Below are 26,185 nucleotides of genomic sequence, written 5' to 3'. Positions count from 1 at the left end.
GGTTAAAAAGAAACCAACGATTGGCGAAAATGGCAAACTGATTGCTGAAAATCGCCGCGCCCGCTTTGACTATGCGATCGAAGAGACGTTTGAAGCGGGTATTAGCCTGTTAGGGACGGAGGTCAAAAGCCTGCGCCTGGGTAAGGCCAACATCGCGGAGAGTTATGTCGATGTCGATGGCTCGGAAGCCTTTTTAGTCAATGCCAATATCCCGATTTATGAACCGGCCGCGCAGTTCAATCACATTCCGACTCGGGGTCGTAAATTGCTGCTTAAGCGGAAGGAAATTAACACGCTCATTGGCGAGACCCAACGTAAGGGTCGCACCATCGTGCCGTTGAAAATCTACTTTAACAATGAAGGGCGCATCAAGCTATTGATCGGTGTCGCCGAAGGCAAACAGCAACGCGACAAACGCGATGTGCAGAAGAAACGCGATTGGCAAAAGCAAAAAGCGCGGCTTTTACGCGATCGTGGCTAAGCTAATAGAGCTTTAGTTTAAGAGGGTTTTGGCCCGCGCAAACACATCAAAAAACATGGCCTCCGTCAGGCGGCCCGTGTTCGTGTTATAACGAGAGCAATGATAGCTCGAGAGGACCGTGAAGCCGCCGAGTTCATATTCGCTGCCATGCCCGAATTTTTGCTGCGCGACTTTTCCGCCTAAACACCGCACCGTGCTGTCATGGCTAACCTTGCCGAGACACAGAAGGACTTTGAGCGTGGGGAGCACGTCGATCTGCGCTCGCAGATAATCGCGACAGCTATTCACTTCGGCGCCGACAGGTTTATTCTGTGGGGGAACGCAGCGCACGGCATTGGTGATCATCGCGCGATTTAGCGCTAAGCCGTCATCGATCCGCGCCTCAAAACGATCATTTGAAAAGCCGAATTTCGCCAAAGCCGGATAGAGAAGGTCGCCTGCTGCATCGCCTGTAAAGGGACGACCCGTTTTGTTGGCACCGTGTATGCCGGGGGCGAGCCCGACGACCAGTAATTCAGCCTTTGGGTCGCCAAAACTTGAGACAGGCCCATTAAAGTGACCGGGCAGGCGGTCGCGGCAATCCTCGAGGAAGTCGAACAGTCGGGGGCATTTCTGACAATAGTAAGGGGGTTCGGCCCCGGAATACATAGCGGCGGATAAATCAGTCATAGCCGAAATCATCGGCATTACCGTCGTTTTCGTCATCATACTCGCCGCCTTCAAAATCATCCTCATCCTTATAGGAGGGGCGATCGCGTTTCGGACGACCGACTTCGCGTTCCAAATCATCAATTTCGATGAAGTTATCGGCTTGACGGCGAAGCTCATCCGCCAACAGCGCTGGCTTAATAACGAGCGATGAAACGACTGTCACTCGCACACCGAGGTTCTGCACGGCTTCGACAGCGGCGCGAAAATCTCCATCGCCAGAGAACAGCAACATATGATCAACATGCGCAGCCATTTCCATCATGCGCACAACAATTTCGACATCCATGTCGCCCTTGATCCGTGTCCGGCCATCCCGGTCCGTGAACGTCTTGGCTTTCTTCGTGATAATATGAAAGCCATTGTAATCCAGCCAATCTAGCAGGGGACGAAGCGGCGAAAAATCATCATGTTCTTTTAAGGCGGTGAAGTAATAAGCCTTGATCATCCGGCCTTTGGCGCTGAAATAATTCAACAGGTTCTTGTAATCGATGTCGAAGTCGAGTGACTTAGCGGTCGAGTAGAAGTTCGCGCCATCGACAAAGATGGCGAGCTTCTCATTGGGATGGAAGATCATGCGGAAAATCCGTGACTGAAATAAATAAGAATATGAGTCGGGCGTATATCGCGTTTGGCGCGAACTTGTCCAATCCGCGCGAGACACTGATGCGGGCCATTATGGCTATGGGAGAGACCGGGATTATTATCGACGGGGTCTCTAACCTGTGGCGTAGTCCGGCTTGGCCTCCGGGGAGTGGTGCGCCGGATTATTACAATGCGGTGCTCTCTGTTCAGACTGGATTGGGGGCAATGGCGCTGATGGATTTATTGCTGAGAATAGAAACCGGATTAGGCCGTGTGCGGAGTGTCAGAAATGCGCCGCGCCTGATTGATCTCGATTTGATCGACTACGCGGGGCAAGTCTCGACTGACCCGCACTGCACACTGCCACATCCGAGGATGGCCGAGCGGGCGTTTGTGCTAAAACCGATGGATGAAGTCGTGTGCCCGGGCTGGCGGCATCCGGTGAGTGGGCAAACCTTAAGCGCGTTGATCGCGGCATTAGCAATCTAGAAACCACCCATGGGCAAGCGCAGCATAGGATGAGACCGATTGAGGTGTTTTGCAGAGGATGGAAGGGTCATGTTCAACTGGAAAAAAGGAAACGCGCCTATGTTCAGTCCGGGATAACTTTGGCCGTTGTTATGAGTTTGTCAGTTTTGGCCTATTGGGTTGACTCGCCACAGCTCTATGTTTTGGCGGTTGGTGCATTTGTCTATGGTGTCATTAAGGCAAACGTTCAGTTTTATAAAAATTCTGATGATGACATTTAATATTGTGCGCGGTTTTGCGAAGGCGCGTCTACAGAGGGTATTGTTATGAACAACGCTCGTCTCACAGGTTGGGTTCTTTTTTGTGTCCTGAGTCTGATTGCCGTCCTCCATATTTATTGGGCGTTTGGCGGTTTGTGGCCTGCGCAAACGCTTGATGGCCTAATTGATACAGTCATCGGCGACCCTCGGTTTGAGCAGATGCCGCCCGTATGGATGACGCTGGCTGTTGCTGGAGCAATATTGAGTGCGGGTTGGATTGCGCTTGAGCGGGCCGGCATTGTCCGATGCCTTCCTCGCTGGATGGTGACGCTAGGATGCTGGGGACTGATTGCCGTCTTTGCGCTGCGCGGTTTATCCGCGTTTCTTGTGGCCGCAGGAATTCGCACCGTGTCACCCGCGCTCACAGAACCGTTCGCGACGAACGATTTGTGGCTTTATGGGCCGCTTTGTTTGCTCATCGCGCTGGGGTTTTTATCGCTGACTTTTAGAAAGTTGCGCCAATAGTCGTCGTTTCCGCCCCTAATCGAATACCACAGTTCGTGCGCCGTTCAGAAAGACGCGGTCTTCGATTAAAGCTTTGACAGCGCGGGAGAGAACACGTTGCTCAATGCTGCGGCCTTTGGCGACAAGTCGTGCGGCCGTATCCGCATGGGTGATGGGTTCGACACCTTGGACAATAATCGGCCCTTCGTCGAGGTCAGGTGTAACGAAATGGGCGGTGGCACCAATCATCTTGACGCCGCGTCGATGCGCCTGATGGTAGGGCCGCGCGCCCTTGAACCCGGGGAGAAAGCTGTGGTGGATATTGACGCAGCGCCCGATCAATCGATGTGTAAGGTCATCGGACAAAATTTGCATGTAGCGGGCGAGCACGACGATTTCCGTGTCCGTTTCTTCGATTAACGCATCAATGCGCGCTTCTTGATCCGCCTTGGTCGATTTGGTGATCGGGAGGTGGTAAAATGGCGCGCCGTGTAAATTGCTGATGCGAAGGGCGTCGCGTGGATGGTTCGAGACTATGCCAACGATATCCATATCAAGCTCACCCAACCGAGTACGGTAAAGCAGATCGACGAGACAATGGTCGAATTTTGAAACCAGAATGAGCACGCGTTTCGCGCGAGAAGCGTCGCGAAGCCGCCAGTCCATATTGAACGATTTGGAGAGGGTATCAAAGGCACCGCGGAACGCGAGCGGATCGTCGATATCAAACGCGACCCGCATAAAAAACATGTCGCTTTGTGGGTCGTTATATTGCTGAGCCTCCGTGATATTGCCGCCAGCACTCTGCAAAAGTCCTGTGACGGCGGCGACAATTCCGGGACGGTCAGGACAGGATAAAGCTAATATTTGCGAACTGGACATGGAAGAAACACTTAAAAGATCAAAGGCGACCAACGTCTGACGGTAAACGGCAAAAATTGCCAGCGATAGCATACTTTTTTCGATCCCAATCGAATGACGCCATAACGATCAGGGTGGAGCTCTCTGTTCAGATTGGTTAGAGATGATTGATGAGAGCTGATTATACACTGCCCCGCTTATATTTGGATCACACCCTTTGCGGCGAGATTGATTTGTCACGAGAGCAGGCGCATTATTTCGGCACGGTGTTGCGCAAACGCGTCGGCGATCGGGTAAGGCTGTTTAACGGTCGCGACGGGGAGTGGGCGGCAGAAATCGTTACGACCGACCGGAAATCAATGCGACTGTCCGTGGGCGAACAGCTGCGAGAGCCGTGTCCTGTACCGGATATTCGTTTGCTCTTTGCGCCGTTGCGAAAGCACCGAACGTCAACTGTTTTGGAAAAAGCGACAGAACTGGGTGTCCGCACAATCCAACCTGTCATCACCGCTCGGACGCAATTTTCGAAATTTAATATCGAACGTGCGAATGCACAAATCACGGAAGCGGCGGAGCAAACCGAACGGTTGGATCTGCCAGACCTTTATGCACCTGTGACGCTGTATAGCGCGCTCGCGGATAACCGCCATCTGCTGTTTGCTGACGAAGCAGGCTGTGTGCCGATGGTTTTACCAACGTTGGAAGGTCTCAGTTTGCCGCTTGATGTGTTGATCGGGCCAGAAGGCGGGTTCATGGAGGATGAACGCGACATGATCCGAGCGAGAGACGATGTTTATCCGGTCACGCTCGGCCCGCGAATTTTACGCGCCGACACGGCGGCGATCAGTCTGCTGACGCTGGTTCAGGCGAAACTCGGCGACTGGCAACATATCTGAATGGCGATGCATACATTTGCAGGGCTTTATTCATTTGCGAATGTTGTTACACAAAAATCATGAGCGATGTTCTTGATTTAGTGATTATCGGTGCTGGCCTGTCAGGGATCGGCGCCGCCTGCCGATATGTGACGGAGTTCCCGGATGGAAACTTCACTGTTTTAGAATCACGTGACGCCATCGGCGGTACGTGGGACTTGTTCCGTTACCCCGGAATTCGGTCTGATTCTGACATGTTGACGCTCGGCTATGATTTTCGTCCGTGGAAAGGCGCGAAAACGCTCGCCGATGGCCCGGCTATTCGGGACTATGTCCGCGATACGTCACGGGAATATGGCATCGATCCCAAAGTCCAGTTCAACAGCCGTGTGATCTCGACAGATTTCTCAACCACCGAAGATATCTGGACCCTATCCGTTGAAACGGATGGCCAAACGCGAGAAATCAGGACGCGGTTCATTCTCTCCTGTGCGGGATATTATCATTACGACAAAGCGCATGATCCGGTGTTCGCGGGTCGTGAAGATTTTCAGGGCGACGTTATCCATCCGCAATTCTGGCCTGAAGGGTTTGATTATGCGGACAAACGTATCGCCATTATCGGGTCTGGCGCGACGGCCGTGACACTGGTTCCAGAGCTTGCCAAAACGGCGGCCCATGTCACCCAAATTCAGCGCACGCCCTCTTACGTCGCAGCAATTCCGAGCGAAGACCCGATTAATAAGCTGACGTCAAAAATCATGCCGGAAAGTCTGTCCATCCGTTTCAACCGGTGGAAGAACATCAAGCTATCGCAACATTTCTATAAACGCGCACAGTCCGACCCCGCTCGCGCCCGCCGTAATTTGCGCAAAGCGACACTTAAAGCCTTAGGTGAAGATTATCCGGTCGATACCCATTTTAACCCGCCCTATAATCCGTGGGATCAGCGCCTGTGTATGGTTCCAGACGGTGACATGTTTACCGCAATCAACCGGGGCAAAGCTTCCATTGTCACGGGCCATATTGATCGCTTTAATTCTGAGGGTGTGCGCATGAAAGATGGCACGCAAATCGATGCAGATGTTATCGTCACGGCAACCGGAATTGAGCTCAATTACTCGACAAATTATCCCGTCATGATTGATGGGGTCACGCAGGTGGCGAATGATAGCTTCACCTATAAGGGTGTCATGATTTCTGGCGTGCCGAACATAGTGGCCGTCTTTGGTTATACAAATGCCAGTTGGACGCTGCGCGCCGATTTGATGAGCCGTTACGTTATCCGACTTATCAAACATATGAAGGCAAAGGGTCTGACACGTGTCGTTCCGATTGCGCCTGAGGGGATGGAGCGTCGACCGATTATTGATTTCCAAGCGGGCTATATGCAACGTGTTCTGCACGAAATGCCCTGCCAGGGAGATCGTATGCCGTGGCTAAACGTGCAAAATTATAAGCATGACCAAAAAGTCTTGATCGAAGATGCGCTGGACGATGAAGCGCTGCATTTCTCCCGTATTGAATCCCAAACGTCCCTTGCTGAGGCCGCAGAATGAAATCTTTCTCTCAATATTCAGGTAAAGTTTGTGTCGTGACGGGGGCGGCGTCTGGCATTGGTCGGGCGGTCGCGAAATCGCTCGCAGCATCGGGCGCAACACTCGCCCTCTCTGACATCAATGAAGAGGGCCTTAACGAGACGGTTGAGATGATTGGTGGGGCGAACCGTCACAAAGTCGATGTCCTTGATATGGCGGATGCGGACGGCATTGCCGCTTATGCCCCAGCCGTTGAAGCGGCGCTCGGACCTGCGGATTATGTGTTTAACATTGCTGGTTTGGCGCGGGTCGGTGACTTCCGTCATACGCCTGCGGAGAGTTATGAAAAAGTGATGGACGTCAATTTTTACGGCGTAGTCCGCATGTCCAAAGCATTTCTAGAGCAGTTGATCCAAACCAAAGGCGGACTCGTCAATATTAGTTCGATTTTCGGCATTGTGGGTTGGCCCGGGCAGACACATTATTGCGCGTCAAAATTTGGGGTTCGAGGCTTCTCTGAATCGCTGTCTATGGAAATGATGGAACATGGCGTGAGTGTATCGTGTGTTCATCCCGGCGGTGTACAAACCAATGTCGCGAGAAACGCCCAAGTTGATCATATGCCTGACGTCGCGGTGACTCGGGATCAGATGAACGCGAATTTTGAGAATAATACACCGACCAGCGCCGAGCGTGCAGCAGAGATTATTCTCGAGGGCACGGCGAAACGTAAACAACGCATCATTGTGGGACCGGATGCGAAATTTATCCAGTTCTGGAACCGTCTTTTCCCGACACGCTACCGCAAACTTGTCATGAAAAAAGCGCTCACACTCACGGCGGACTGATCTCACATGATCGTTACTGGGTTGCGACTTGAATGCTCTCGGCTTAGGTGGCTCGTGTGAGCGGTCCATCTTCCCCCAATTCTCAGCCTATTGAACGAAAGGCGCAGCTGATCGAGCATTTGGCTCTTGGCTGCAAGCCGAAGGACGCTTGGCGTATCGGTACAGAGCATGAGAAGATCGCCTTTGCGACGGCGGATAATTTGCCGTTGCCTTATGATGGTCCAACGTCGATTCGCGCGCTGCTCGAAGGGCTGCAACGTTTTGATTGGGAGCCTGTCGAAGAAAAGGGTCATTTAATTGCGCTGAAACGCGATGGTGCCTCTGTCAGCCTCGAGCCGGGTGGGCAGTTCGAATTATCCGGGGCTCCGCTTGAACATGTACACCAAACTTGCGCGGAAGTGACACGTCACTTGCGGGAGGTGAGGGACGTCGCGGATGAAATGGGCGCAGGATTTCTCTCGCTCGGCTTTCGCCCGGATACGCGACTCGAAGATGTGCCGATTATGCCCAAGGGTCGCTACAAAATCATGCGCGACTATATGCAAAAAGTCGGCACGTTGGGGCGCGAGATGATGTTCCGGACTTGTACGGTTCAGACTAATCTCGATTTTTCTTCTGAAGCTGACATGGTGAGAAAATTCCGTGTTAGCTTGGCTTTGCAACCGATCGCGACAGCCTTGTTTGCCAACTCGCCATTCACAGACGGCAAGCTGAATGGATATAAATCCTACCGCTCAGCCGTGTGGCTCGACACGGATAATGACCGCGCGGGAATGCTCCCCTTCGTCTTTGAGACGGGCTTCGGGTTTGAGCAATATGTCGATTATGCGCTCGATGTCCCGATGTATTTTGTTCATCGGGACGGCACTTATCTGGATGCGTCCGGTAAGAGCTTCCGCGACTTTATGACGGGGAACCTTGATATTCTACCCGGTGAAATTCCGACGATGTCTGATTTCGAAGATCATCTCTCGACGATTTTCCCGGAAGTGCGCTTGAAACAATTCCTTGAAATGCGTGGTGCGGATACCGGGCCGTGGGACGAGCTTTGCGCGTTGCCCGCCTATTGGGTCGGTCTGCTCTACGATGATGCGGCGCTTGATGCTTGTCTGGAGTTAGTCAAAGATTGGACAGCGGCTGACCGTCAGAAACTTCGTGAAGACGTCCCCGCACAAGGGTTCGATGCCATAATCCACGGTCGATCGGTCCGCGAGATCGCGGCGGATACATTGTCTATCTCCCGAAAGACGCTGAACGCGCGCGGATATATGAATGGCCACGGTGAAAACGAAACGGTGTTCTTACAGGCGCTGGATGCCATGGTTCGTGCGGGTCGCTCGAATGCGGATGTTTTGATTGCCGCCTATAATGGCGAATGGGGCGGTGACATTTCGCGGTGCTACACAGAATGCATTTATTAGCGGGTTGTGTCTGCACGGCGGTTTGAGAATCAGGTGCACCCGTTTTGCAGGCGGGCTTGGGGTAGGCTCAAACGCATCAAATCAGCGAAAAAAGTACAAAATTTGGTCGCGACGCGCCGCAAAAGCTCTCTTTCAAGACCTGCATATTTTGATATCTGCCTTGCATATTTGACGCCCCAGCAATGCCGGACGGAAAATTTCTCGTCGCAAGGCTAACTCAAATTAGCTGAAATCCACTCTACCTATTGAAAAATATAGATATATTTATGATTTTTGTTCCTGTGTGCGAGAGAGGAAACATACATGAACGTAGAGTAAAACATCACCACATACATTTTTGCATGAGCTCATACGTCACACTTTGGCGCGAATTCGTCCTATATGTTGGTTTGCGACACTCCCCCCGTCGCACCTTTCAATGCTCGGACGTTTGACCGTCCACGCACTTTTAAAGACGTCTTGGAGACATCACATGAAAATCGCATCCGCCCTTATTGGCACAGCCGCTCTTATCCTTCTTCCGCAAGCTGCTTTTGCCAGCAACATGACCTCTGACAACATCTTAACATGCAAAACTGAGATTGAAACACGTATGGCCACGACTGTATCTGAAACATCGCTCGACTTTAAAAAAGTCAAAGGCAACTCCCGTGCTCAAACACTTAGCTTCCGCATCAATGCAGACGGCGAAACTGACACGGTAAAATGTAAAGTCAGCCGTGATGACACAGTTGAAATTAAATGGGGCAAAAGCGTTAAGCCGAAGATGGCCAAGGCTGTTCAAGCTGAAGAGACACTGACCGCCGGCGAATAAATCGCCAAAAATTGGTCCGATTTTTTCGGGCGCTTATCTACACCCTCGCTATTCGCGAGGGTGTTTTCGTTTGGACTTTGGCCCAAACTGACCCTCTGTCACGTTGAGGCCTTTAACTGATTTTTGCGCGATCAACGGCGCGACCGCATCGGGGTATCATCTCGACCGCAAATAAACGGTCGCCGCAATTGCGCCACATTGTTGCAAAAACAAGGCAGACGTACGCCTCACTCTCGCCAAACCTCAGACTTAGAGGTGTCTCAATGCAGACACACACTTAAACCGCTGAGGGTTTTACACATGCAGACGATGAGCCTAGTTAGAGATCATACCTACACATCCCGTAAGGTTGGAGGGCGGTCCGTGGCGACTATTTTCCTCGTCGATGATGACGAGAACATCCTAACGTCTGTATCCATGTATTTGGAAGCCGAGGGCTATGACGTCCGAAAGTTTCATGATGGCGTTAGCGCGTTAGAGGTATTGAAGGTTAGTCCGCCTGATCTCGCCGTCTTTGATGTGAAGATGCCGCGCATGGACGGGATCGAACTGCTCCGTCGCCTGCGCCAAACATCGAACCTTCCGGTTATCTTCTTGACGTCAAAAGGCGACGAATTGGATGAAGCTATCGGCTTTTCGATGGGCGCGGATGATTACATCACCAAGCCGTTCAGCCAGCGGCTGCTGGGCGAGCGTATCAAAGCGATCCTGCGTCGGGCACAACTGACCTCGACAGCCAATCCTGTGCCAGAAGAAGGCGACGAAAATGTCATCCGACGCGGGCAACTCTTGCTCGATCCCAATCGCCATGCGTGCTCTTGGAATGGGGATACGGTGCGTTTGACCGTGACAGAATTCCTCATCCTAGAAGCGCTCGCCAAACGACCGGGTTACGTTAAATCCCGCGATCAGCTGATGGACGCGGCCTATGATGACCAGATTTATGTCGATGATCGGACCATCGACAGTCACATCAAACGCCTGCGAAAAAAGTTTCGCAAGACGGACAAGGCGTTCGACGGTATCGAGACCCTCTATGGAGTCGGATATAAATATAAAGAAAGCTGACACGGCCCCTATGTCGGATAAACCCGCCCGCGTGCGGCGTGGACGGGATAAGCGTCGGCGGTTTGTCCCCCGGCGCTTTCTGCTGTCCTCACGCCTGACCCAATTGATTTTAGCCGCCAATCTCATTGGGCTGAGCATACTTGTTATCGGATCGCTCGCGATGAATCGGTTCGAAGAGGGACTGATTGATGGTAAGGTTGATAATCTGAATTCCCTCGCAGCGACCATAACGACGGTTATGGGCGATCGTGCCACAGGGTCAGGCCAAGCGTCCGAGCTTGATATAGATAAAGCGAAACAGGTGCTCCGCGGCATTAACGTGCCCGAGGGATGGCGCGTGCGTTTGCATGACCGCGCGGGACACGTTGTTGCGGATACAGCTCAACTTGATGACCGGATTGTTGTCGGCACGCTCGATCCGATTCGAACGGAAGAAACGGTCGCAGAGCTACCTAAAGGTAACATCAGCGAGACATTGGGCGCGCGGGTTCTGAGCGCAACGCAAAAACTGCCGTGGCGTCAGGCGCATCGCGACCGTCTTCGTCGCGATCTCAAAGCGGATATTCGCACCGCCTTGACCGGAGAGCCAGTGAGTGGTGCGCGGTATGATATAGATGACACGCTCATCGTAATGGCGACTCAGCCTGTATATCGAGTCCAGCAAGTGCTCGGCACTGTCACCGTCGAGAGCAGTGATGTCAGCGGTATCGTCAATGCGGAACGCCGCGCGTTAGCCCCGATTATCGGCTTGGCATTGATTGCCGCCTTGCTGTCTTCCTTTGCCTTAATTTTATTCATTACCCTGCCGATGCGTAAATTAGCGCGTGCGGCCGAACGCGTGGCCCGAAACCCGCAGGATTTTGAGACCATACCGGACCTGTCACATCGACGGGACGAAATTGGCGACTTGTCCGTTGTGCTGCGCGACATGACACGCGGCTTATATAGCCGCGTTGACGACATTGCTAATTTTGCGGCTGATGTGGCGCACGAAATCAAGAACCCGTTGACCTCTCTTCGGTCGGCCTCCGAGACGCTCCGGGTCGCAAGGTCGGATGAAGACCGGGATAAGCTGATCGACATTATCTCGCAGGATGTGGCGCGGATGAACCGATTGATCACAGATATTAGCAATGCGTCTAAGGTTGATGCCAACCTCGCGAAGGAAACAGCTCAGACTTTGGATGTCGCAGAAATCGTCGCAAATATCACCATGTTCTATGAACAAACAAAGTCTGGACCGGGAGCCGATGTTGTTGACCTGACAGATTTAGCCGAACCCGTATTCATTCGCGCGTTTGAAACGCCGTTCGCACAAGTGTTGCGCAACCTGATCGATAATGCGCTGACGTTCTCGGCGGATGAGGGGGTGGTCGAAATCACAGCGCGCTCCGACGATGATTGGGTCACGCTCACCATCAAAGATTATGGCCCAGGCATTCCTCCGGGTAATTTAGACACAGTCTTTGATCGGTTTTATACGCAGCGGCCCCAAGGCGCGAAATTCGGATCGCACTCCGGATTAGGGCTCGCCATTTGCCGGCAGATCGTCACCGCGCACAAGGGCCGGATTTGGGCGGAGAACTGGCTGGATAAGGCCGGGGACGTTGGCGGCGCCCAATTTTATGTCGAAGTTCCAAGGCAAACATCCGGCGGAGCGCCTGCGGCATCACGCCGCAATCGAGACTAAGGGTCAGCCCGCCTGAGGCGGCGTTAAAAGTGCGAAGCACAGTCTAAGCTGAAAAACCGCTTTACCCGGCGTGCAAATGGGGTTTTACCAAGTGGATGGAAAAACGGACGGCCTCATGATTGGACTGGTGATTGTCACTCACGGCGAACTCGCCATCGAGTTGAAGCGGGCGACAGAACATGTCGTCGGTCCGCAGGACGCATTCCTGACCGTGTGTATCGGTCCGGATGATGACATTGAACAACGGCGCGATGATATTCGCAAAGCCGTCGACGCCGTCGAATGCGGCAGCGGGGTCATACTTTTGACCGATATGTTCGGAGGCACACCCTCCAATCTCGCAATTTCGATGTTGCGCGAAGACAAGGTTGAAGTGCTGGCCGGCGTAAACTTACCCATGTTGATCAAATTAGCTGAAGCCCGCCGTAGCGGTACGCTTTCAGAGGCGGCGCTAAAGGCAAAAGATGCCGGCCAACGCTATATTGCAATCGCGTCGCGTATTCTCGCGGGCGAGGGGTAGTGGACCTTGGCTGCGGCATTCCGGACGCCAATGGCGCGCCCTCTGCCACGGCGACCCTAACGCTGCAAAACAAACGCGGTCTTCACGCGCGCGCCTCCAATAAAATTATGGAACTCGTCGGTCAGTTTAATGCCCGGGTTTGGGTCCGCAGTCATAATGACGTTTGCGCCGAAACCGTCGAAGCCGATAGCGTGATGGAATTGCTACTGCTCGGTGCCGCCTGTGGCGAATCAATTACGTTGACCGCGCAAGGGGATCAGGCAGACAGTGTTATTGCCGCGTTGACTGATTTGGTCGATGATCGGTTCGGCGAAAGCGAATGAAAGCCGTTGCCCTTACTGTCGCCGCTGTATCGGTTTCGGCCATGCTGAGCGGTTGCGGATCGACGCAAACTTTTATGCCACAGAGCCAATACCCGCCGGACCCTTACGTTAAAGGCTATGCTGGGCCGGATGATTGTATCGGCGGCGAAGCGCTGGCGGCGATTTCACTGGATATGCCAGAATACCCCAACCGCGCTTTTCGGACAGGTCGACAAGGGTGGGTTATCCTCCGGCTTGATGTTGGGGCTGATGGATCGGTTGTAGAAGCCGAGGCCCAACGCGCGCTTCCTGTTGGTTTGTTTGAAAAATCTTCAGAAAAAGCGGCGCGCGCATGGCGGTTTCAACCACCAGCCAATGGCGGATTGTCAGATTGTCGCGTTCTCATTCGCTATCGACTAGGCGAGGTGAGTTTGGGCGGCTAAGGGCGGGTCATGAAGATTCTACCTGTTATCCTAAGCGGCGGCGCTGGAAGTCGCCTTTGGCCTTTGTCCCGACAATCGGCGGCTAAGCAATTTTTGGCCTTGTCGGGCGACCGAACGATGATCCAAGACACAGCCGCGCGAACAACAGGTGAAGAATTTCTTCCGCCCGTTTTTATCTGTAATGCGTCACATGTTGATCTGATTAAGGATCAAATCGACAATTATGGTGCCATTATTATTGAGCCGGAAGGCCGTAACACGGGCCCCTGTGCTATGATTGCGGCATTGCATGGGCTCTCTCTCGGACCGGATACACTGGTGCTGCTTGCGCCGGCTGATCATGTGATCGACCGTCCAGAGGCGTTTCTAGACGCTTTACGAGCGGCAGCGCCGATTGCCGCGGCGGGACATCATGTGACCTTTGGTATCATGCCGGATCATGCCGCCACCGGATTTGGGTATATTCAGCAGGGCGCACCGCTATCCAATGGATTGTATGAAATTGCGAGCTTTCAGGAAAAACCCGATGAAGCGACGGCGCGCGACTATCTGGCCAGCGGAAACTATCATTGGAACAGTGGGATTTTCTTGCTCAATCCGTCTTTGGTGATCGAAGAAATGCTGAGTTTGGCCAGTGAATGTTCTGACCCTGCGCGCAAATCATATCAGGACGCTGAACGCGACGGGAAAGTTATCGCGCTTGATCCGGTCGCATTTGCGCGTTGTAAACCTGAACCCGTCGATATTGCATTGATGGAGCGGACCTCAAAGGGCGCTGTGTTGCCGTGCGATCTGGGATGGAAAGATGTCGGTAGCTTCTCCGCCTATTACGAATTGCATGCTGACGGCGACGCGCCAGTCATCAAGGGTGACGGCTACGCCCATGCGAGCCCGAACAGTTTGATTGATACAGATGGCCCGCTGGTCGCGCTGGTCGGGGTTGAGAATGTCGGTGTTATCGTCCGTGACGGCCGTGTTCTCGTCGTTAATCTCGACGCGTCGCAGGACGTCAAAAAGATCGTGACCCAGCTTAAAGCCGAGAATCGAACGGATAAGCTTTAAGATGCCGCAGTATTTCGGAACCGACGGCATTCGGGGTCGCGCGGGTGACGGAAAACTATCCGAATCCTCGCTCGAAAAGCTCGCTCAGGCGATTGGGGCGCATTTCGGGGCGGGCGCGACGGCTGTGATCGGACGCGATACGCGCGAATCCGGCGGTTGGGTCAAACGCGCCTTAACACGGGGGCTCATTGCACAGGGGGTCAACGTGACGTCAGTGGGTTTTTTGCCAACCCCAGCGACCGCATCAATGGTCCCGCATCTGCGCACGGACTTCGGCTTAATGATCACCGCATCGCATAATCCCTATTACGATAATGGTGTTAAACTGTTTGGACACGACGGGCGTAAAATTTCTGATACGGCGCAAGATGCCATCGAAACTTTGATCGAGACTGTCATGTCGCACGGTCTTGATGCGGCCGAGCGCGCAGGTGTTGAGCATACGGAGCTGGAGAAGGCGGGCGTCTATATCGAAGCGCTGCTAGCGGCGTTTCGCTCGACAGGGCAATCTAGTCTCTCAGATCTTAAAATTGTTGTTGATTGTGCCAATGGCGCCGCGTTTGAGACATTTCCAACGGCTCTACGCGCGCTCGGGGCTGATCCGATCCTGATCGGGATTGCGCCCAATGGAAAGAATATCAACGCAGACTGTGGCTCGACCCATCCTGAGACGCTCGCCAAAGCTGTCCGTGATAATGACGCCGATATTGGTGTCGCTTTAGACGGCGACGCCGATCGGTTGATCATGGTCGATAGTCACGGCGATGTCGTCGATGGCGATCAACTGATTGCGCGTTTAGCCACCGATTGGCAGGCGGAAAATCGATTGCACGGCGATAAGGTTGTGTCGACGGTCATGTCGAACCTTGGTCTGGAGCGCTATCTTGAGGCTAAAGGTCTGACGCTGGTGCGCACAGCCGTGGGGGATCGTCACGTGGCGGCGCAGATGATCGCCCTTGAGGCTAATCTTGGCGGGGAACCGTCAGGACATTTATTGATGACTGATTATGGCGCGACGGGCGACGGCAGCCTAGCTGCGTTGATGATTCTGGCAGGCTTGCTCGCTTCAGGTCAAACCAGCGCGGATTACCTCCGTGTTTTTCAACCCTTTCCGCAAATTCTGAAGAATGTCCGCTTTTCCGGAATGTCGCCTCTGCTGCGCGAGTCTGTTCAGCGGGCGATCCGCGACGCGGATAAGAGATTAGGCCAGAGCGGTCGCGTGTTGGTCCGCGCGTCCGGAACAGAGCCACTCATCCGGGTTATGGTGGAAGGCGAAGACACGCAGCTCGTATCGGAAACGGTCGAAGAACTCTGCGCCTTAATTGAACAGGCTGCGCAATAGTCACGGTTCGGACTTTCCTCTTTGGACTTTGATGTCTATCCCACACGCTGGGGCGAGATAGTTTTGGCATTTGCGCCCAATTTTGGAGATGATTTTCTCAGACCGTGCCTGCCTTGATGATTGATACTCAGTTTTCGATAACTGCCATAGCGGTGCTGCTCGCTGTCCTCATGGGCTGTGTCATGCTTGCGTTACTCCGACGCATGGGACGCGCGGAAATGCGGTGGAAGAGCCGCGCGTTAAATTTGGACGCGCAGGTTGGCAATTATGACGCCGTTTTCGGGGCCTACCCGGGTCTTGTTTTGGTTTGGGATGACGGTGGAATTATTTTAGGCGCGGAGGCTGAATTCGGTTTGCCGCGTGTGTTTGGCAGTCCTGCGGCGCTGGCCTCGATGATGCGGTTCTCAGAACCCGGCCGTGTTAAAGATCTCGCGATGCGAATCCTCTCGGGACTCGCCGATCTCGATACGGTCTCTGATCAAACCCGCCCGCCGACATTGCGAACGCTTTTGGTGGCTCTGCGTAAAAGTGGCGAGGCATTCTCGACATCCATTATTTTACCGGGCGGAAAAATCATCGAAGCGGATGGCCGTGTGGCCGGACAGCAAATTGTTCTTTGGCTACAAGACGCCTCAATTCGTGGAGAAGATGAACGCGAGGCTATTTCGCGTTTTGAAATTACGCGCCTGACGGCAGAAGTCCAACCTGTAGCCTTTGTCGAAATGATGAGCCGATCTCCGCATCCAGTCTGGCGGCTCTCCAGCACCCGTAAAATTAATTGGGCGAATCCGGTCTATATTCGGGCTGTCGGAGGCAAGAACCTAGAGGATGTTGTCGAGAGACAGCTCCATCTTGACGCTATGGCCCAATCTGAGGCGATGAGCGTCTTGGAAACGGGTAACCCGACGCGGTCCGTTCGCCCCATTATCACAGGGAGCGGTCAACGCATGGCGATGCGAATTGACTTGTTTCCCGTCAGCGGCGGCGTCGCCGGTATTGCGATGGATTCGTCTGAAGCCGAGACCCTTAAGCGGATGTTGGATCGACACTTAGCCGCCCATGAAGCGTGGTTGGGTAAGACGGGTGAAGCGGTGATTTCGTTCTCGCCAGATAAACTGCTGCGAAGCTTCAACCCAGCTTTTATGAATTTGTTCAAGCTCGATGCGTCCTGGCTTCACAGCGGGCCGAACCATGCGGCGCTGTTGGATCGATTGCGGGAGACAGAGCAGCTTCCGCATCAATCCGATTACAGACAGTGGAAAGCCAAGGAATTGGCGCTCTATACGGATTGGCCGAGCGAAGTTCCGGAAGAAACTTGGGGCCTGCCTAATGGTAATCTATACCGGGTTGTCCGCATGCGGGACGCCGAAGGCGGCATTAGTATCTTGTTCTCAGATATTACCGACAAGATGACGCTAAAAAGCAAACTCGGCACACTGATCAATGTTCAGCGTGCGACACTCGACAAACTGACCGAGGGCATTGCTGTCTTTGGGACAGACGGACGGCTGCGTTTGCACAATTCCGCGTTCGCCACCCTCTGGAATCTTGCCGAAGAAGACTTGAAGGGGAATCCGCGCTTTTCCGACATCATCGATATGTGTCTGCCCCTCTATCATGATCTGACTTTCTGGAACGAACTCAAAGCCAGAGCGACCGATCCGAATCCGGATGTGCGGCGACAAAAAGAAGACGAAATCACCTGTTCCGACAAGCGTGTGATGCATTGGTTGTCACGGCCCTTACCGGACGGTGCGACCTTAATCGCGTGGGACGATATTACCGCGTCACGCCGCACCGAACGCGCCTTACGCGAACGGGCTGAAGCGTTGGAAGAAGCCGACCGGATGAAAAGCGAATTTGTCGGCCATGTTTCCTACCAGTTACGAACACCTCTGACGACAATCGCGGGCTATTCTGATTTCTTACAGAATGGCGGGGCGGGTGAGTTATCTGACAAACAAAGCGAATATGTCTTCGCCATTCAAAGTGCCTCCGAGGACTTGGCTAAAGCTATTGACGATATCCTCGATATTGCGGCGATTGACGCCGATAAGCTTGATCTTGAATTGGGTGATGTCGATATCTTCGCGCTGCTCGACCATTCACTTGATTATGTCGCGACCAAAGCGGACGATACCCGCGTCACGCTTGATTTGGTCTGCGATCCTGAGATTGGCTTGGTTCGCGCTGATGAAACGCGGCTCAAACAGGTGGTTTATAATCTGCTGGCCAATGCTTTGCGCTTCACCAAACCGGGCGGATTAATTGAGCTTGGCGCAGAACGCTCGGCGGCGGATGGCGTGCGTCTCTGGGTGCGGGATACGGGTGTTGGCATTCCGCTCGACCGTCAGGCCGCGGTGTTCGAAAGCTTTGAAAGCTCACGCGGAGGGGTCGGACTCGGTTTGACTCTCGTCCAACGTATTATCGAGCGTCACGGCGGTTGGGTTGAACTGGATAGCATCGAGGGGCAGGGGACACATGTGTCCGTCTATCTGCCGCGCGAAGCCGATCCAGAGGGTGCGAACCCTGAACTTTTCGCTGTCGTCGAGAACTAACACTCTTCTGTTTACGCGACTTGCTTTTTTATAAGGGCTTGCGTAAGTGCGGCCACTGATTTTCCTTCATTTACGAGTCCCCTATGGCCCGCGTTACCGTTGAAGATTGCGTCGAAAAGATACCAAACCGGTTCGACCTCGTCCTGCTCGCCTCGCACCGTTCCCGCAATATTTCGGCTGGCGCGAGCCTGACCGTTGATCGTGATAACGATAAGACACCGGTTGTCTCTCTGCGTGAACTTGCAGAAGGCAATTTGGTCTTGGATGATCTGCGCGAAAGCCTGATCTCCAACCTGCAGCGCGTCATCACGGATGATGATATGCCGGACGATGCCAAGGATGATGCGCCGGTTCTGGCGATTGAACAAGGTGACACACAGCCGAAAGAAATGTCCGAGGCAGACCTTCTTCGCGCGCTGCAAGGTGACCGCGATAATGATAGTTCGACCCGCTTTTAGCGTCCCGATGATCTCTATCGATTTGCAAGCCACCGGTTTTCCCCGGTGGCTTTTGCGTATGTGCCTCTCTATATCAGGTCTGTGAACGATCACACGCCGATCCTGCCCGCCCCCGAAAGCGGAAAGCCCAGCTATCTGCGCCAGTTTGAACTGGTCGAGCGGGTAAAGGCGTATGACCCTTCGGCGAATGAAGGACTGATCAATAAGGCCTATATTTTCACCATCAAAGCGCATGGTGAACAGAAGCGCCATTCGGGCGATCCTTATTTCGCCCACCCGATCGAAGTCGCCGGTATTTTGGCAAATCTCCATCTTGATGTAGCTTCGATCTGCACGGCACTGCTTCACGATGTTCTCGAAGATACGGATGTGACGCGTGAGGAATTGGCCAAAGAGTTTACGCCTGAGATCGCGGAACTTGTTGATGGTGTGACGAAGCTGTCGCAATTGGAATTGAGTCCGTCTGCCACCAAAGAGAGTGCTCAGGCGGAGAATTTCCAGAAATTCGTTCTCGCAATGAGCAAGGATGTCCGCGTTCTGTTGGTGAAATTGTGCGACCGATTACACAATATGCGCACGTTGGAATATCATCCGCGACAATCGTCCCGCGAAAGGATCGCGAAAGAGACTTTGGAAATCTATGCGCCTCTGGCCCGTCGAATCGGGGTGGACAGAATATGTTCAGAACTTGAAGATCTCTCGTTCAAGCACATTAATGAGGGGGCCTATGAAGGCATTATGCGGCGGCTCGATGATTGGCGCGAAAATCAAGGCGAAGCGATTAGTGATGTTTCGACGGCTCTAAGAGACCTGTTTGACAAGTATAATTTATCGGTCCGCATTTACGGACGGGAAAAACGTCCCTTCGCGATTTGGCGAAAATTACAGCGGCAAAATATTAGTTTTGAAGACGTGGCTGATCTGTATGCTTTCAGGATTTTGACCGAAACAGAGGAAGATTGTTATCGTGTCTTAGGTATCTTGCATCGCAACTATCGGGCGGTTCCGGCACGGTTTCGTGACTTTATCAGCGTGCCCAAGCCCAACGGTTATCAATCGCTGCACACCACCATTCGTACCCCCGATAATCGCCGCGTTGAAATCCAAATCCGCACGGAACGTATGGAAGATGTGGCCGAACGGGGCGTGGCCGCGCATTGGACGTATAAAGACCAATCCTACGCCTATGACCCGGAACGAGCCAAGGCGTCTGGCGGCGATCCGGTGCGCCGAATTCGACCCCTTGTTGAGATGATGGAACAGTCCGGCGATGCCGCCGAATTCCTTGTAAACGCAAAAATGGAAATGTTCGCGGATCAGGTTTTCGCGTTTACACCGAAAGGTGATCTGATTTCCTTGCCGCGCGGCGCGACGCCACTCGATTTTGCTTATGCGGTCCACACGAAAGTTGGCGACACCTGTATCGGCGCTGTCGTGAATAGTAGCCGTGTTCCGTTAAGAACCCAGCTGCGCAACGGCGATGTTGTCAAGATCGTGCGGGGCGGGACGCCCGAACCGCAAGAGGGCTGGGAGAATATGGTCGTAACGGGTAAAGCGCGGTCGGCCCTCCGCCGCTTGACGCGCGAAGGAGAAGCTGAAGAATTCCGGCGTATTGGGGCGATGCTGGCCGAGCATGCCTTTCAACGTGAAAACCAACCGTTTGCGGAGAAATCTCTGGGCGATGTTGTGAAACGTATGGGGCTGACCGACGTCGAAGAAGTTTATGAAATTCTTGGTCGTGGCGATCTTTCCATGAACGACTTCATCATCACCGTTTTTCCGGCGCTAAAAGACCGCGATGCCGACGAAGAAATGGCCAACCGTGACTTGATAAGTGACAGGAGCGCGCGGCTTTATGTCAAAGGCGAAGAGTTGCGGCCCGGTGTAAGCTTACATCTAGAATCCTGTTGCTCACCGATACCCGGCGACCGGATCATAGGGCTGCAATCGCGCCAAGGTGGGATCGATATCCACACAATTGATTGTGAAGAGCTGGCGAAACACGAATCCGATCCTCAGGATTGGATCGACCTTGGGTGGCGTCGCGCCGCCGAGAAGGCTGCCTCGACAGCCCGTGTCACAACGACCGTTCAACATGTCCCCGGGGCTCTGGCGGACGTCACACGCATCATTGGTGAGAATTTCGGCAACCTTATCAACATCAAGACGCTGCAACGCAGCCCGGCATTCTTTGACATGCTGTTAGATCTGGAGGTCCGCGACAACAGGCACCTTCTGGCGATTATTGCCGCGATGCGCACGTCGACCTATGTCGTCGCCGCTGATCGAACGCGGTCACAGATTGAAAAAGGCGAAAGCAATGTCTCAGACGCAAAGCAAAGTGACGAAAAGTAAGATGACACAAAGCAAAATGACGACAGCGGATGTGCTAGATATTTTTCGCGAAGCCGGGGCTTTGTTGGAAGGTCACTTCATCCTGTCATCTGGACGGCGCAGCGCCTTGTTTATGCAAAAAGCACTGATTTTTCAAAACCCAATCCTGACCGCCAAGGTCTGTGCGGCCTTAGCCGATAAAGTTCGTGAGCAGTTAGGAACGCTGCCCGATGTGATCATTGCGCCCGCCATGGGCGGCGTGATTCCCGGATATGAAATGGCGCGTCAGCTGGGTCTGAACTCCATGTTTATGGAGCGTGAAGGCGGAGAGTTTACACTGCGGCGGGGCTTTACCTTACAGGAAGGCCAAACCGTGCTGATGGTCGAAGATATCGTCACGACCGGCCTGTCATCGCGTGAAACGATTGCCGCCATTACGAAAGCGGGCGGAAACGTCATTGCGGGCTGCTGTATCTTTGATCGATCGGGCGGAGACGCGGATATTGGCGTGCCGCTCATCAGTCTCGCCTCAAAACGGTTCCCTGACTACGATCCCAATGATCTACCGCCAGAACTCGCGGGGACTGTCGCGATCAAGCCGGGTAGCCGAGGTCTGGCTTAATGCCACAAAGCGGTTTTATCCGACTCGGCGTTAATATTGATCACGTCGCCACCCTGCGTAATGCGCGCGGCGGAACCCACCCAGATCCCGTTGAGGCGGCGAAAGTTGCGATAGCGGCGGGCGCGGACGGAATCACGGCCCATTTGCGTGAGGACCGACGTCACATCACAGATGCGGACATGGAGCGCTTAGCCGTGCTCTGTGAAGACGAGAATATTCCGCTGAATATGGAATTGGCGGCGACGGACGAAATGGTCTCGGTCGCAATGCGCTTGAAACCTCACGCGGCCTGCATTGTCCCTGAGCGGCGCGAGGAGCGTACGACCGAGGGCGGATTGGATGTGGCGGGGCAACATAACCGACTCGTCCCGATCATCGCGCAGCTGGCTGACGCCGGCTGCTGCGTCTCTCTCTTTATCGAAGCTAACCCCCACCAGATCGAAGCGGCCGCCTCGACCCGCGCTAACGTGGTTGAATTTCACACTGGCGCGTATGCGCATGCGCTTGATGATGGCGATCAAACCAAAGCGGATGCGATTTTGGAGCAGTTGCGTGAGGGCGGGCGTCTGGCCCATGCGGCAGGCTTAGAAGTCCATTATGGACATGGCCTGACGTTCGATAATGTCGCACCTATTGCGCGTATCAATGAGGCGAAAGAGCTCAATATCGGGCATTTCATCATTGGCGAAGCCGTGTTTCTGGGCTTACAGCCCGCGATTGAACGCATGGCGACCCTAATCCGAGACGCGCGCGCGTCATGATTTTGGGAATAGGCACAGATATTTGCGACATTCGCCGCATTCGAAAGATTTATGATCGCCACACGGACCGTTTTGCGGCGAAAGTGTTGACTGCCGCCGAACGGGAAAAATGCCTCGCGCGAATGGACCCTGTGCCCTGTCTATCAAAGCGTTTTGCAGCCAAGGAAGCCGTGGCGAAAGCTCTGGCGTCTGAGCAAACGGGCGCGTTATCTTGGCATGATGTTGAAATTTACAATGACCAATCTGGACGGCCTGGGGTCTTGCTTCACGGCGACGCGGCAGAGCGTTTGCGGGCGATGCTGCCCGAAGATCACACAGCACATATCCGCGTCAGCCTTTCTGACGAAGTCGATTTTGCTGTGGCCTTTGCGGTAGTCGAAGCGCGGCCCGGCTGCTAGGCGCTGCGCATGTTTAAAAAGACAGCCAAACAGAAAGCCACGGCTGAGAAGCCCGAAGGCGGTATCGGAGAGCTCCTCTCGACGGTTGCATGGGCGCTGGGGATCGCGCTCATCCTGCGAACCTTTATCTTTCAACCCTTCACCATCCCGACCGGGTCGATGTATCCGGGATTGATGGAGGGGGATTATGTCATCACCTCAAAATACTCAGTCGGGTATGGCCGTTATGCCGCGCTCCCTCTGCCATTTCCTGACGTCAAAGGCCGGTTTTTGGCCCGCGGTCCAGAACGCGGCGACGTGATTGTCTTTCGTCCGGATGGCATCCGTCAAAATTATATCAAACGTTTGGTGGGTCTGCCCGGCGAACGTATTCAGATGATCGAGGGTGTTCTTCACATCAATGACGTGCCTGTTGAGATGACTCTCGTCCGGACGGAAACTTACACGCACCGAAATGCCGGCCGGGTCTTGGGTCGTTATAATGCTGAACTTTACGACGAAACTTTGCCGGGCGAAGCTGAACCGCATCTTATTTATGACGGCATCAAGAATAACCGGGCTGACAATACATCCGTCTTCACTGTTCCCGCGGGCCACTATTTCATGATGGGCGATAATCGCGACTTTTCAGGCGATAGCCGCGTTCCCGTGACACAGCAGGGCGCAGGGTATGTGCCCGCAGAGAACATCATTGGCCGCGCAGAATTTGTGCTCGCATCTGTCGATGAGGATTTCGTGATTTTCAAACCGTGGACGTGGGCGAATTTCCGGGGTGATCGTTTCTTTAAGGGCATTGAGTGAGCTCGCTCGAGGCGCAACGCTATAAGCGCGTCGAGAAGCTTGAGACGCGGCTCGGCTATCGGTTTGAAGACCGGATGCTGGCGATGCGGGCATTGCGACATAGTTCTTATGGTGACGGATTGGATTCCAGCGGCAATAATGAGCGGCTTGAATTCCTCGGGGATCGGGTTCTCGGCTTAATGACCGCGCGGGCCCTGTTTGATTATTCGAGCGAGCCAGAAGGCACATTAGCGCGTCGGCTTAATGCGCTCGTTCGCAAAGAAATGTGCGCGAAAGTCGCGCGGAAAATTGGTCTCGGCGATTGTTTGCTGATGTCAGCGTCCGAGGAAAAACAAGGCGGTCGTGAAAAGACGTCTATTCTAGGAGATGCCTGCGAAGCGCTGATCGCGGCGATCTATCTGGATGGCGGCATGGAGACGGTGCAGTCGTTCTACGACACACACTGGATTCCGGAGCTAAAAATAGTTGTTTCCAAATCCGCCAAGGACCCAAAAACAACGCTGCAGGAAATGGCTATGGCGCATGGGCGTGGATTGCCGCAGTATGAAGTTACAGACCGATCAGGCCCCGATCATGATCCGGTCTTCGTTATCGACGTGTCCGTCACAGGGATTGGGACAGCCACCGGAACAGGGAAAAGCAAGCGCGATGCGGAACGTCTCGCCGCTCAGTCGCTTATCAATATATGGAAATAACACCAAAAACAGACGCTGTTATACGCAGCGGCTTCGCGGCCATTGTTGGCGCTCCCAATGCGGGGAAATCGACCCTAACCAATCGTTTGGTGGGGGAGAAGGTCTCAATCGTCACGCACAAAGTTCAGACAACACGGTTCCAAATTCGTGCGATCGCGATGTTGGAAACGACGGACAAAGTTCTCTCCCAAGTCGTACTTGTCGACACTCCCGGTATTTTTGCGCCACGCAAACAAGACCGTCTCTCTAAGTCGATGGTTCATGCGGCCTGGAGCGGTGCCGATGATTCCAACGCCATCGTCCACGTCGTTGATGCAGGCGCATGGTACCGCCACAAAATCGGCGAAGGCGATGCGCAAGACCGTTTGGGATCAGAAGATACTGAAATGGTCATGGCGGGTCTCGCGAAGCGCGAGCGCAAGGCCGCACTCGTCCTGAATAAAATGGACACGGTTCCAAAAGAAGAAATGCTTCCGATGATGGCTCACTTCGATGAGCATGGCGATTATGCCAAGATTTTCGTGGTCTCTGCGACGAAGGGCGAAGGCGTCCCTGAACTGGCGGCCTATCTGGCGGACGCGATGCCAGAAGGCCCGCTCTTATACCCTGTTGATCAGGCCGCAGACATTCCGGTTCGTTTGATGGCGGCCGAGATTACGCGCGAAAAACTGTTTCTGCGTTTGCATGACGAGCTGCCATACGCCTCTATGGTCGAAACCGAAAAATGGTCCGAGCGTAAGGACGGGTCCGTTAAGATTGATCAGATCATTTATGTCCGTCGTGGGACGCAAAAAGCCATCGTGCTTGGCAAAGGCGGCGCCGCGATTAAAGATATCGGCGCGTCGGCCCGGAAAGAGATGCAAGAGTGGCTGGGTCGAAAAGTCCACCTTTTTCTCTTTGTGAAAGTGCGTGAAAACTGGATGGATGACCGCGCGCGCTACACAGAATCCGGTTTGGAGTTCGACGTTTAGTGGATTTTGTTTCTGAAGCCATTGTGCTTCAAGCGCGCAAGCATGGCGAAACCTCCGCGATCATGGAAACGTTCACCCGTGAGCATGGCCGCCATAATGCGTTAGTCCGGGGCGGGGTTGGGCGGCGGATGCGCCCGATTTTACAGCCGGGCAACATAGTCGAAGTCGAGTGGCGCGGACGGCTTGAGGAACATCTCGGTTATTACACGGTCGAACTTGTCGACGCGCTGGCCGGGACCTTTATGGAGGATCGGCTAAGCCTTTCCGCGCTCAATAGTCTCGCCTCGCTGTTGCGAGAAATGCTGCCAGAGAAACAGCCGCTTCCCGGTCTGTATGATGTGACTAAAATCGTCCTCGAACGGCTGGACGACCCGGATATCTGGCCAGCGCTTTATGTGCGCTGGGAAACCATGCTGCTCGAAGGCCTCGGGTACGGTCTTGATTTGTCGCGATGTGCGGCGACAGAAACGACAGACAACCTCACGCATGTCTCGCCGCGCTCTGGTCGGGCTGTCTGTGCCGAAGCCGCTGAGCCCTATCTCGATAAACTCTTTCGCCTGCCGCCCTTCTTGCGCGGTCAGCCTATCGCAACACCGCAAGATATTGCCGACGGTTTACGCCTCACGGGTCATTTCTTGGAAACCCGCGTGCAGTGGGAGCGAAATCGGACGCTGCCCGAGGCGCGGCGCGTGATGGTCGAGCGGTTGGTAGCGGACGGGTTGGCCGTTTAGTTTGTAATCGGCTTAAACATAGCTGCGTTGCTATGATTTTCTTGCTTTGTTCCGCTAGGTTTCAAG

General features: G+C 53.8%; 29 protein-coding genes. 26 read left to right on the top strand and 3 right to left on the bottom strand.

Going from position 1 to position 26,185, the window contains the following annotated elements; all coding sequences use genetic code 11:
* Positions 1-19: 19 nt before the first annotated feature.
* A complete protein-coding gene (smpB, locus tag IE105_RS06895) occupies positions 20-481 on the top strand; it encodes an SsrA-binding protein SmpB (protein WP_233354034.1) in 462 nt (153 codons plus the stop codon).
* 12 nt (positions 482-493) lie between these two features.
* Here smpB and IE105_RS06890 read toward each other — a convergent pair whose 3' ends face one another.
* Together IE105_RS06890 and IE105_RS06885 are read right to left on the bottom strand one after the other, a co-directional pair.
* Positions 494-1,150, bottom strand: coding sequence for a uracil-DNA glycosylase (locus IE105_RS06890; RefSeq protein WP_373299063.1), 657 nt, complete (start codon positions 1,148-1,150; stop codon positions 494-496).
* The gene (locus IE105_RS06885) at positions 1,143-1,766 is read right to left on the bottom strand and encodes a LabA-like NYN domain-containing protein (protein WP_189496778.1); all 624 of its coding nucleotides are present in this window, start codon (positions 1,764-1,766) and stop codon (positions 1,143-1,145) included. Before IE105_RS06885 ends, IE105_RS06890 begins: the two co-directional genes overlap by 8 nt.
* 11 nt (positions 1,767-1,777) lie before the next feature.
* On the opposite strand from IE105_RS06885, the gene folK reads away from it, so the two are divergent.
* From folK to IE105_RS06875, 3 genes are all read left to right on the top strand, one after another.
* Positions 1,778-2,263, top strand: a complete 486-nt coding sequence (gene folK / locus IE105_RS06880) for a 2-amino-4-hydroxy-6-hydroxymethyldihydropteridine diphosphokinase (RefSeq protein WP_189496776.1) — start codon at positions 1,778-1,780, stop codon at positions 2,261-2,263.
* Between the two features lie 131 nt (positions 2,264-2,394).
* On the top strand, positions 2,395-2,523 hold the full coding sequence (locus IE105_RS15510) for a hypothetical protein (RefSeq protein ID WP_267904663.1): 129 nt from the start codon (positions 2,395-2,397) through the stop codon (positions 2,521-2,523).
* A 45-nt stretch (positions 2,524-2,568) separates the two neighbouring features.
* On the top strand, positions 2,569-3,027 hold the full coding sequence (locus IE105_RS06875; protein ID WP_189496774.1) for a DUF3995 domain-containing protein: 459 nt from the start codon (positions 2,569-2,571) through the stop codon (positions 3,025-3,027).
* Between the two features lie 15 nt (positions 3,028-3,042).
* On the opposite strand, the gene purU is transcribed toward IE105_RS06875, so the two are convergent.
* A complete protein-coding gene (gene purU, locus IE105_RS06870) occupies positions 3,043-3,888 on the bottom strand; it encodes a formyltetrahydrofolate deformylase (protein WP_189496873.1) in 846 nt (281 codons plus the stop codon).
* 149 nt (positions 3,889-4,037) lie between these two features.
* Here purU and IE105_RS06865 point away from each other — a divergent pair, with 149 nt between their 5' ends.
* The 22 genes from IE105_RS06865 (at position 4,038) to recO (ending at position 26,119) form a co-directional block, all read left to right on the top strand.
* Positions 4,038-4,763, top strand: coding sequence for a 16S rRNA (uracil(1498)-N(3))-methyltransferase (locus IE105_RS06865; RefSeq protein ID WP_189496772.1), 726 nt, complete (start codon positions 4,038-4,040; stop codon positions 4,761-4,763).
* Positions 4,764-4,822: 59 nt separating this feature from the next.
* Positions 4,823-6,301 (top strand): flavin-containing monooxygenase, encoded by a 1,479-nt coding sequence (locus tag IE105_RS06860; RefSeq protein WP_189496770.1) that lies wholly within the window; start codon positions 4,823-4,825, stop codon positions 6,299-6,301.
* Entirely contained in the window at positions 6,298-7,128 is an 831-nt protein-coding gene (locus IE105_RS06855; RefSeq protein ID WP_189496768.1) for an SDR family NAD(P)-dependent oxidoreductase, read from the top strand. Before IE105_RS06860 ends, IE105_RS06855 begins: the two co-directional genes overlap by 4 nt.
* 56 nt (positions 7,129-7,184) lie before the next feature.
* Positions 7,185-8,549 carry a glutamate--cysteine ligase gene (locus IE105_RS06850; RefSeq protein WP_189496766.1) on the top strand — a complete coding sequence of 455 codons (1,365 nt, stop codon included), beginning with the start codon at positions 7,185-7,187 and terminating at the stop codon, positions 8,547-8,549.
* 472 nt (positions 8,550-9,021) lie between these two features.
* Positions 9,022-9,363: a hypothetical protein gene (locus IE105_RS06845; RefSeq protein WP_189496764.1), complete on the top strand. Its 342-nt coding sequence runs from the start codon at positions 9,022-9,024 to the stop codon at positions 9,361-9,363.
* A 363-nt stretch (positions 9,364-9,726) separates the two neighbouring features.
* Entirely contained in the window at positions 9,727-10,431 is a 705-nt protein-coding gene (locus IE105_RS06840) for a response regulator transcription factor (protein WP_189496762.1), read from the top strand.
* A 10-nt stretch (positions 10,432-10,441) separates the two neighbouring features.
* Positions 10,442-12,121: an ATP-binding protein gene (locus IE105_RS06835; RefSeq protein WP_189496760.1), complete on the top strand. Its 1,680-nt coding sequence runs from the start codon at positions 10,442-10,444 to the stop codon at positions 12,119-12,121.
* A gap of 115 nt (positions 12,122-12,236) precedes the next feature.
* Positions 12,237-12,641 (top strand): PTS sugar transporter subunit IIA, encoded by a 405-nt coding sequence (locus IE105_RS06830; protein WP_189496871.1) that lies wholly within the window; start codon positions 12,237-12,239, stop codon positions 12,639-12,641.
* Positions 12,641-12,964 carry an HPr family phosphocarrier protein gene (locus IE105_RS06825; protein WP_233354025.1) on the top strand — a complete coding sequence of 108 codons (324 nt, stop codon included), beginning with the start codon at positions 12,641-12,643 and terminating at the stop codon, positions 12,962-12,964. Before IE105_RS06830 ends, IE105_RS06825 begins: the two co-directional genes overlap by 1 nt.
* Complete coding sequence (locus tag IE105_RS06820; RefSeq protein WP_189496758.1) at positions 12,961-13,386, top strand: energy transducer TonB; 426 nt, start codon at positions 12,961-12,963, stop codon at positions 13,384-13,386. Before IE105_RS06825 ends, IE105_RS06820 begins: the two co-directional genes overlap by 4 nt.
* Before the next feature lie 9 nt (positions 13,387-13,395).
* A complete protein-coding gene (locus tag IE105_RS06815; RefSeq protein ID WP_189496756.1) occupies positions 13,396-14,448 on the top strand; it encodes a mannose-1-phosphate guanylyltransferase in 1,053 nt (350 codons plus the stop codon).
* A 1-nt stretch (position 14,449) separates the two neighbouring features.
* A complete protein-coding gene (glmM, locus tag IE105_RS06810) occupies positions 14,450-15,790 on the top strand; it encodes a phosphoglucosamine mutase (RefSeq protein ID WP_189496754.1) in 1,341 nt (446 codons plus the stop codon).
* 182 nt (positions 15,791-15,972) lie between these two features.
* Positions 15,973-18,348, top strand: a complete 2,376-nt coding sequence (locus IE105_RS06805) for a PAS domain-containing sensor histidine kinase (RefSeq protein ID WP_189496752.1) — start codon at positions 15,973-15,975, stop codon at positions 18,346-18,348.
* An 83-nt stretch (positions 18,349-18,431) separates the two neighbouring features.
* Positions 18,432-18,806, top strand: coding sequence for a DNA-directed RNA polymerase subunit omega (gene rpoZ / locus IE105_RS06800; RefSeq protein WP_189496750.1), 375 nt, complete (start codon positions 18,432-18,434; stop codon positions 18,804-18,806).
* An 81-nt stretch (positions 18,807-18,887) separates the two neighbouring features.
* A complete protein-coding gene (locus tag IE105_RS06795; protein ID WP_189496749.1) occupies positions 18,888-21,161 on the top strand; it encodes a RelA/SpoT family protein in 2,274 nt (757 codons plus the stop codon).
* A gap of 16 nt (positions 21,162-21,177) precedes the next feature.
* Positions 21,178-21,762: an orotate phosphoribosyltransferase gene (gene pyrE / locus IE105_RS06790; protein WP_189496867.1), complete on the top strand. Its 585-nt coding sequence runs from the start codon at positions 21,178-21,180 to the stop codon at positions 21,760-21,762.
* Positions 21,762-22,523: a pyridoxine 5'-phosphate synthase gene (locus IE105_RS06785; protein ID WP_189496746.1), complete on the top strand. Its 762-nt coding sequence runs from the start codon at positions 21,762-21,764 to the stop codon at positions 22,521-22,523. The genes pyrE and IE105_RS06785 overlap by 1 nt, the downstream gene beginning before the upstream one ends.
* Entirely contained in the window at positions 22,520-22,921 is a 402-nt protein-coding gene (gene acpS, locus IE105_RS06780; RefSeq protein ID WP_189496744.1) for a holo-ACP synthase, read from the top strand. Before IE105_RS06785 ends, acpS begins: the two co-directional genes overlap by 4 nt.
* A gap of 9 nt (positions 22,922-22,930) precedes the next feature.
* Positions 22,931-23,722, top strand: a complete 792-nt coding sequence (lepB, locus tag IE105_RS06775) for a signal peptidase I (protein ID WP_189496742.1) — start codon at positions 22,931-22,933, stop codon at positions 23,720-23,722.
* Positions 23,719-24,417, top strand: a complete 699-nt coding sequence (gene rnc / locus IE105_RS06770; protein WP_233354023.1) for a ribonuclease III — start codon at positions 23,719-23,721, stop codon at positions 24,415-24,417. The genes lepB and rnc overlap by 4 nt, the downstream gene beginning before the upstream one ends.
* Positions 24,408-25,388: a GTPase Era gene (gene era / locus IE105_RS06765; RefSeq protein ID WP_189496740.1), complete on the top strand. Its 981-nt coding sequence runs from the start codon at positions 24,408-24,410 to the stop codon at positions 25,386-25,388. Before rnc ends, era begins: the two co-directional genes overlap by 10 nt.
* Positions 25,388-26,119: a DNA repair protein RecO gene (gene recO / locus IE105_RS06760; RefSeq protein WP_189496738.1), complete on the top strand. Its 732-nt coding sequence runs from the start codon at positions 25,388-25,390 to the stop codon at positions 26,117-26,119. The genes era and recO overlap by 1 nt, the downstream gene beginning before the upstream one ends.
* Positions 26,120-26,185: the final 66 nt, after the last annotated feature.

This window comes from Algimonas arctica, from assembly GCF_014652695.1.
Lineage (GTDB): Bacteria > Pseudomonadota > Alphaproteobacteria > Caulobacterales > Maricaulaceae > Litorimonas > Litorimonas arctica.
This window is presented reverse-complemented; position numbering and strand designations above follow the sequence as displayed.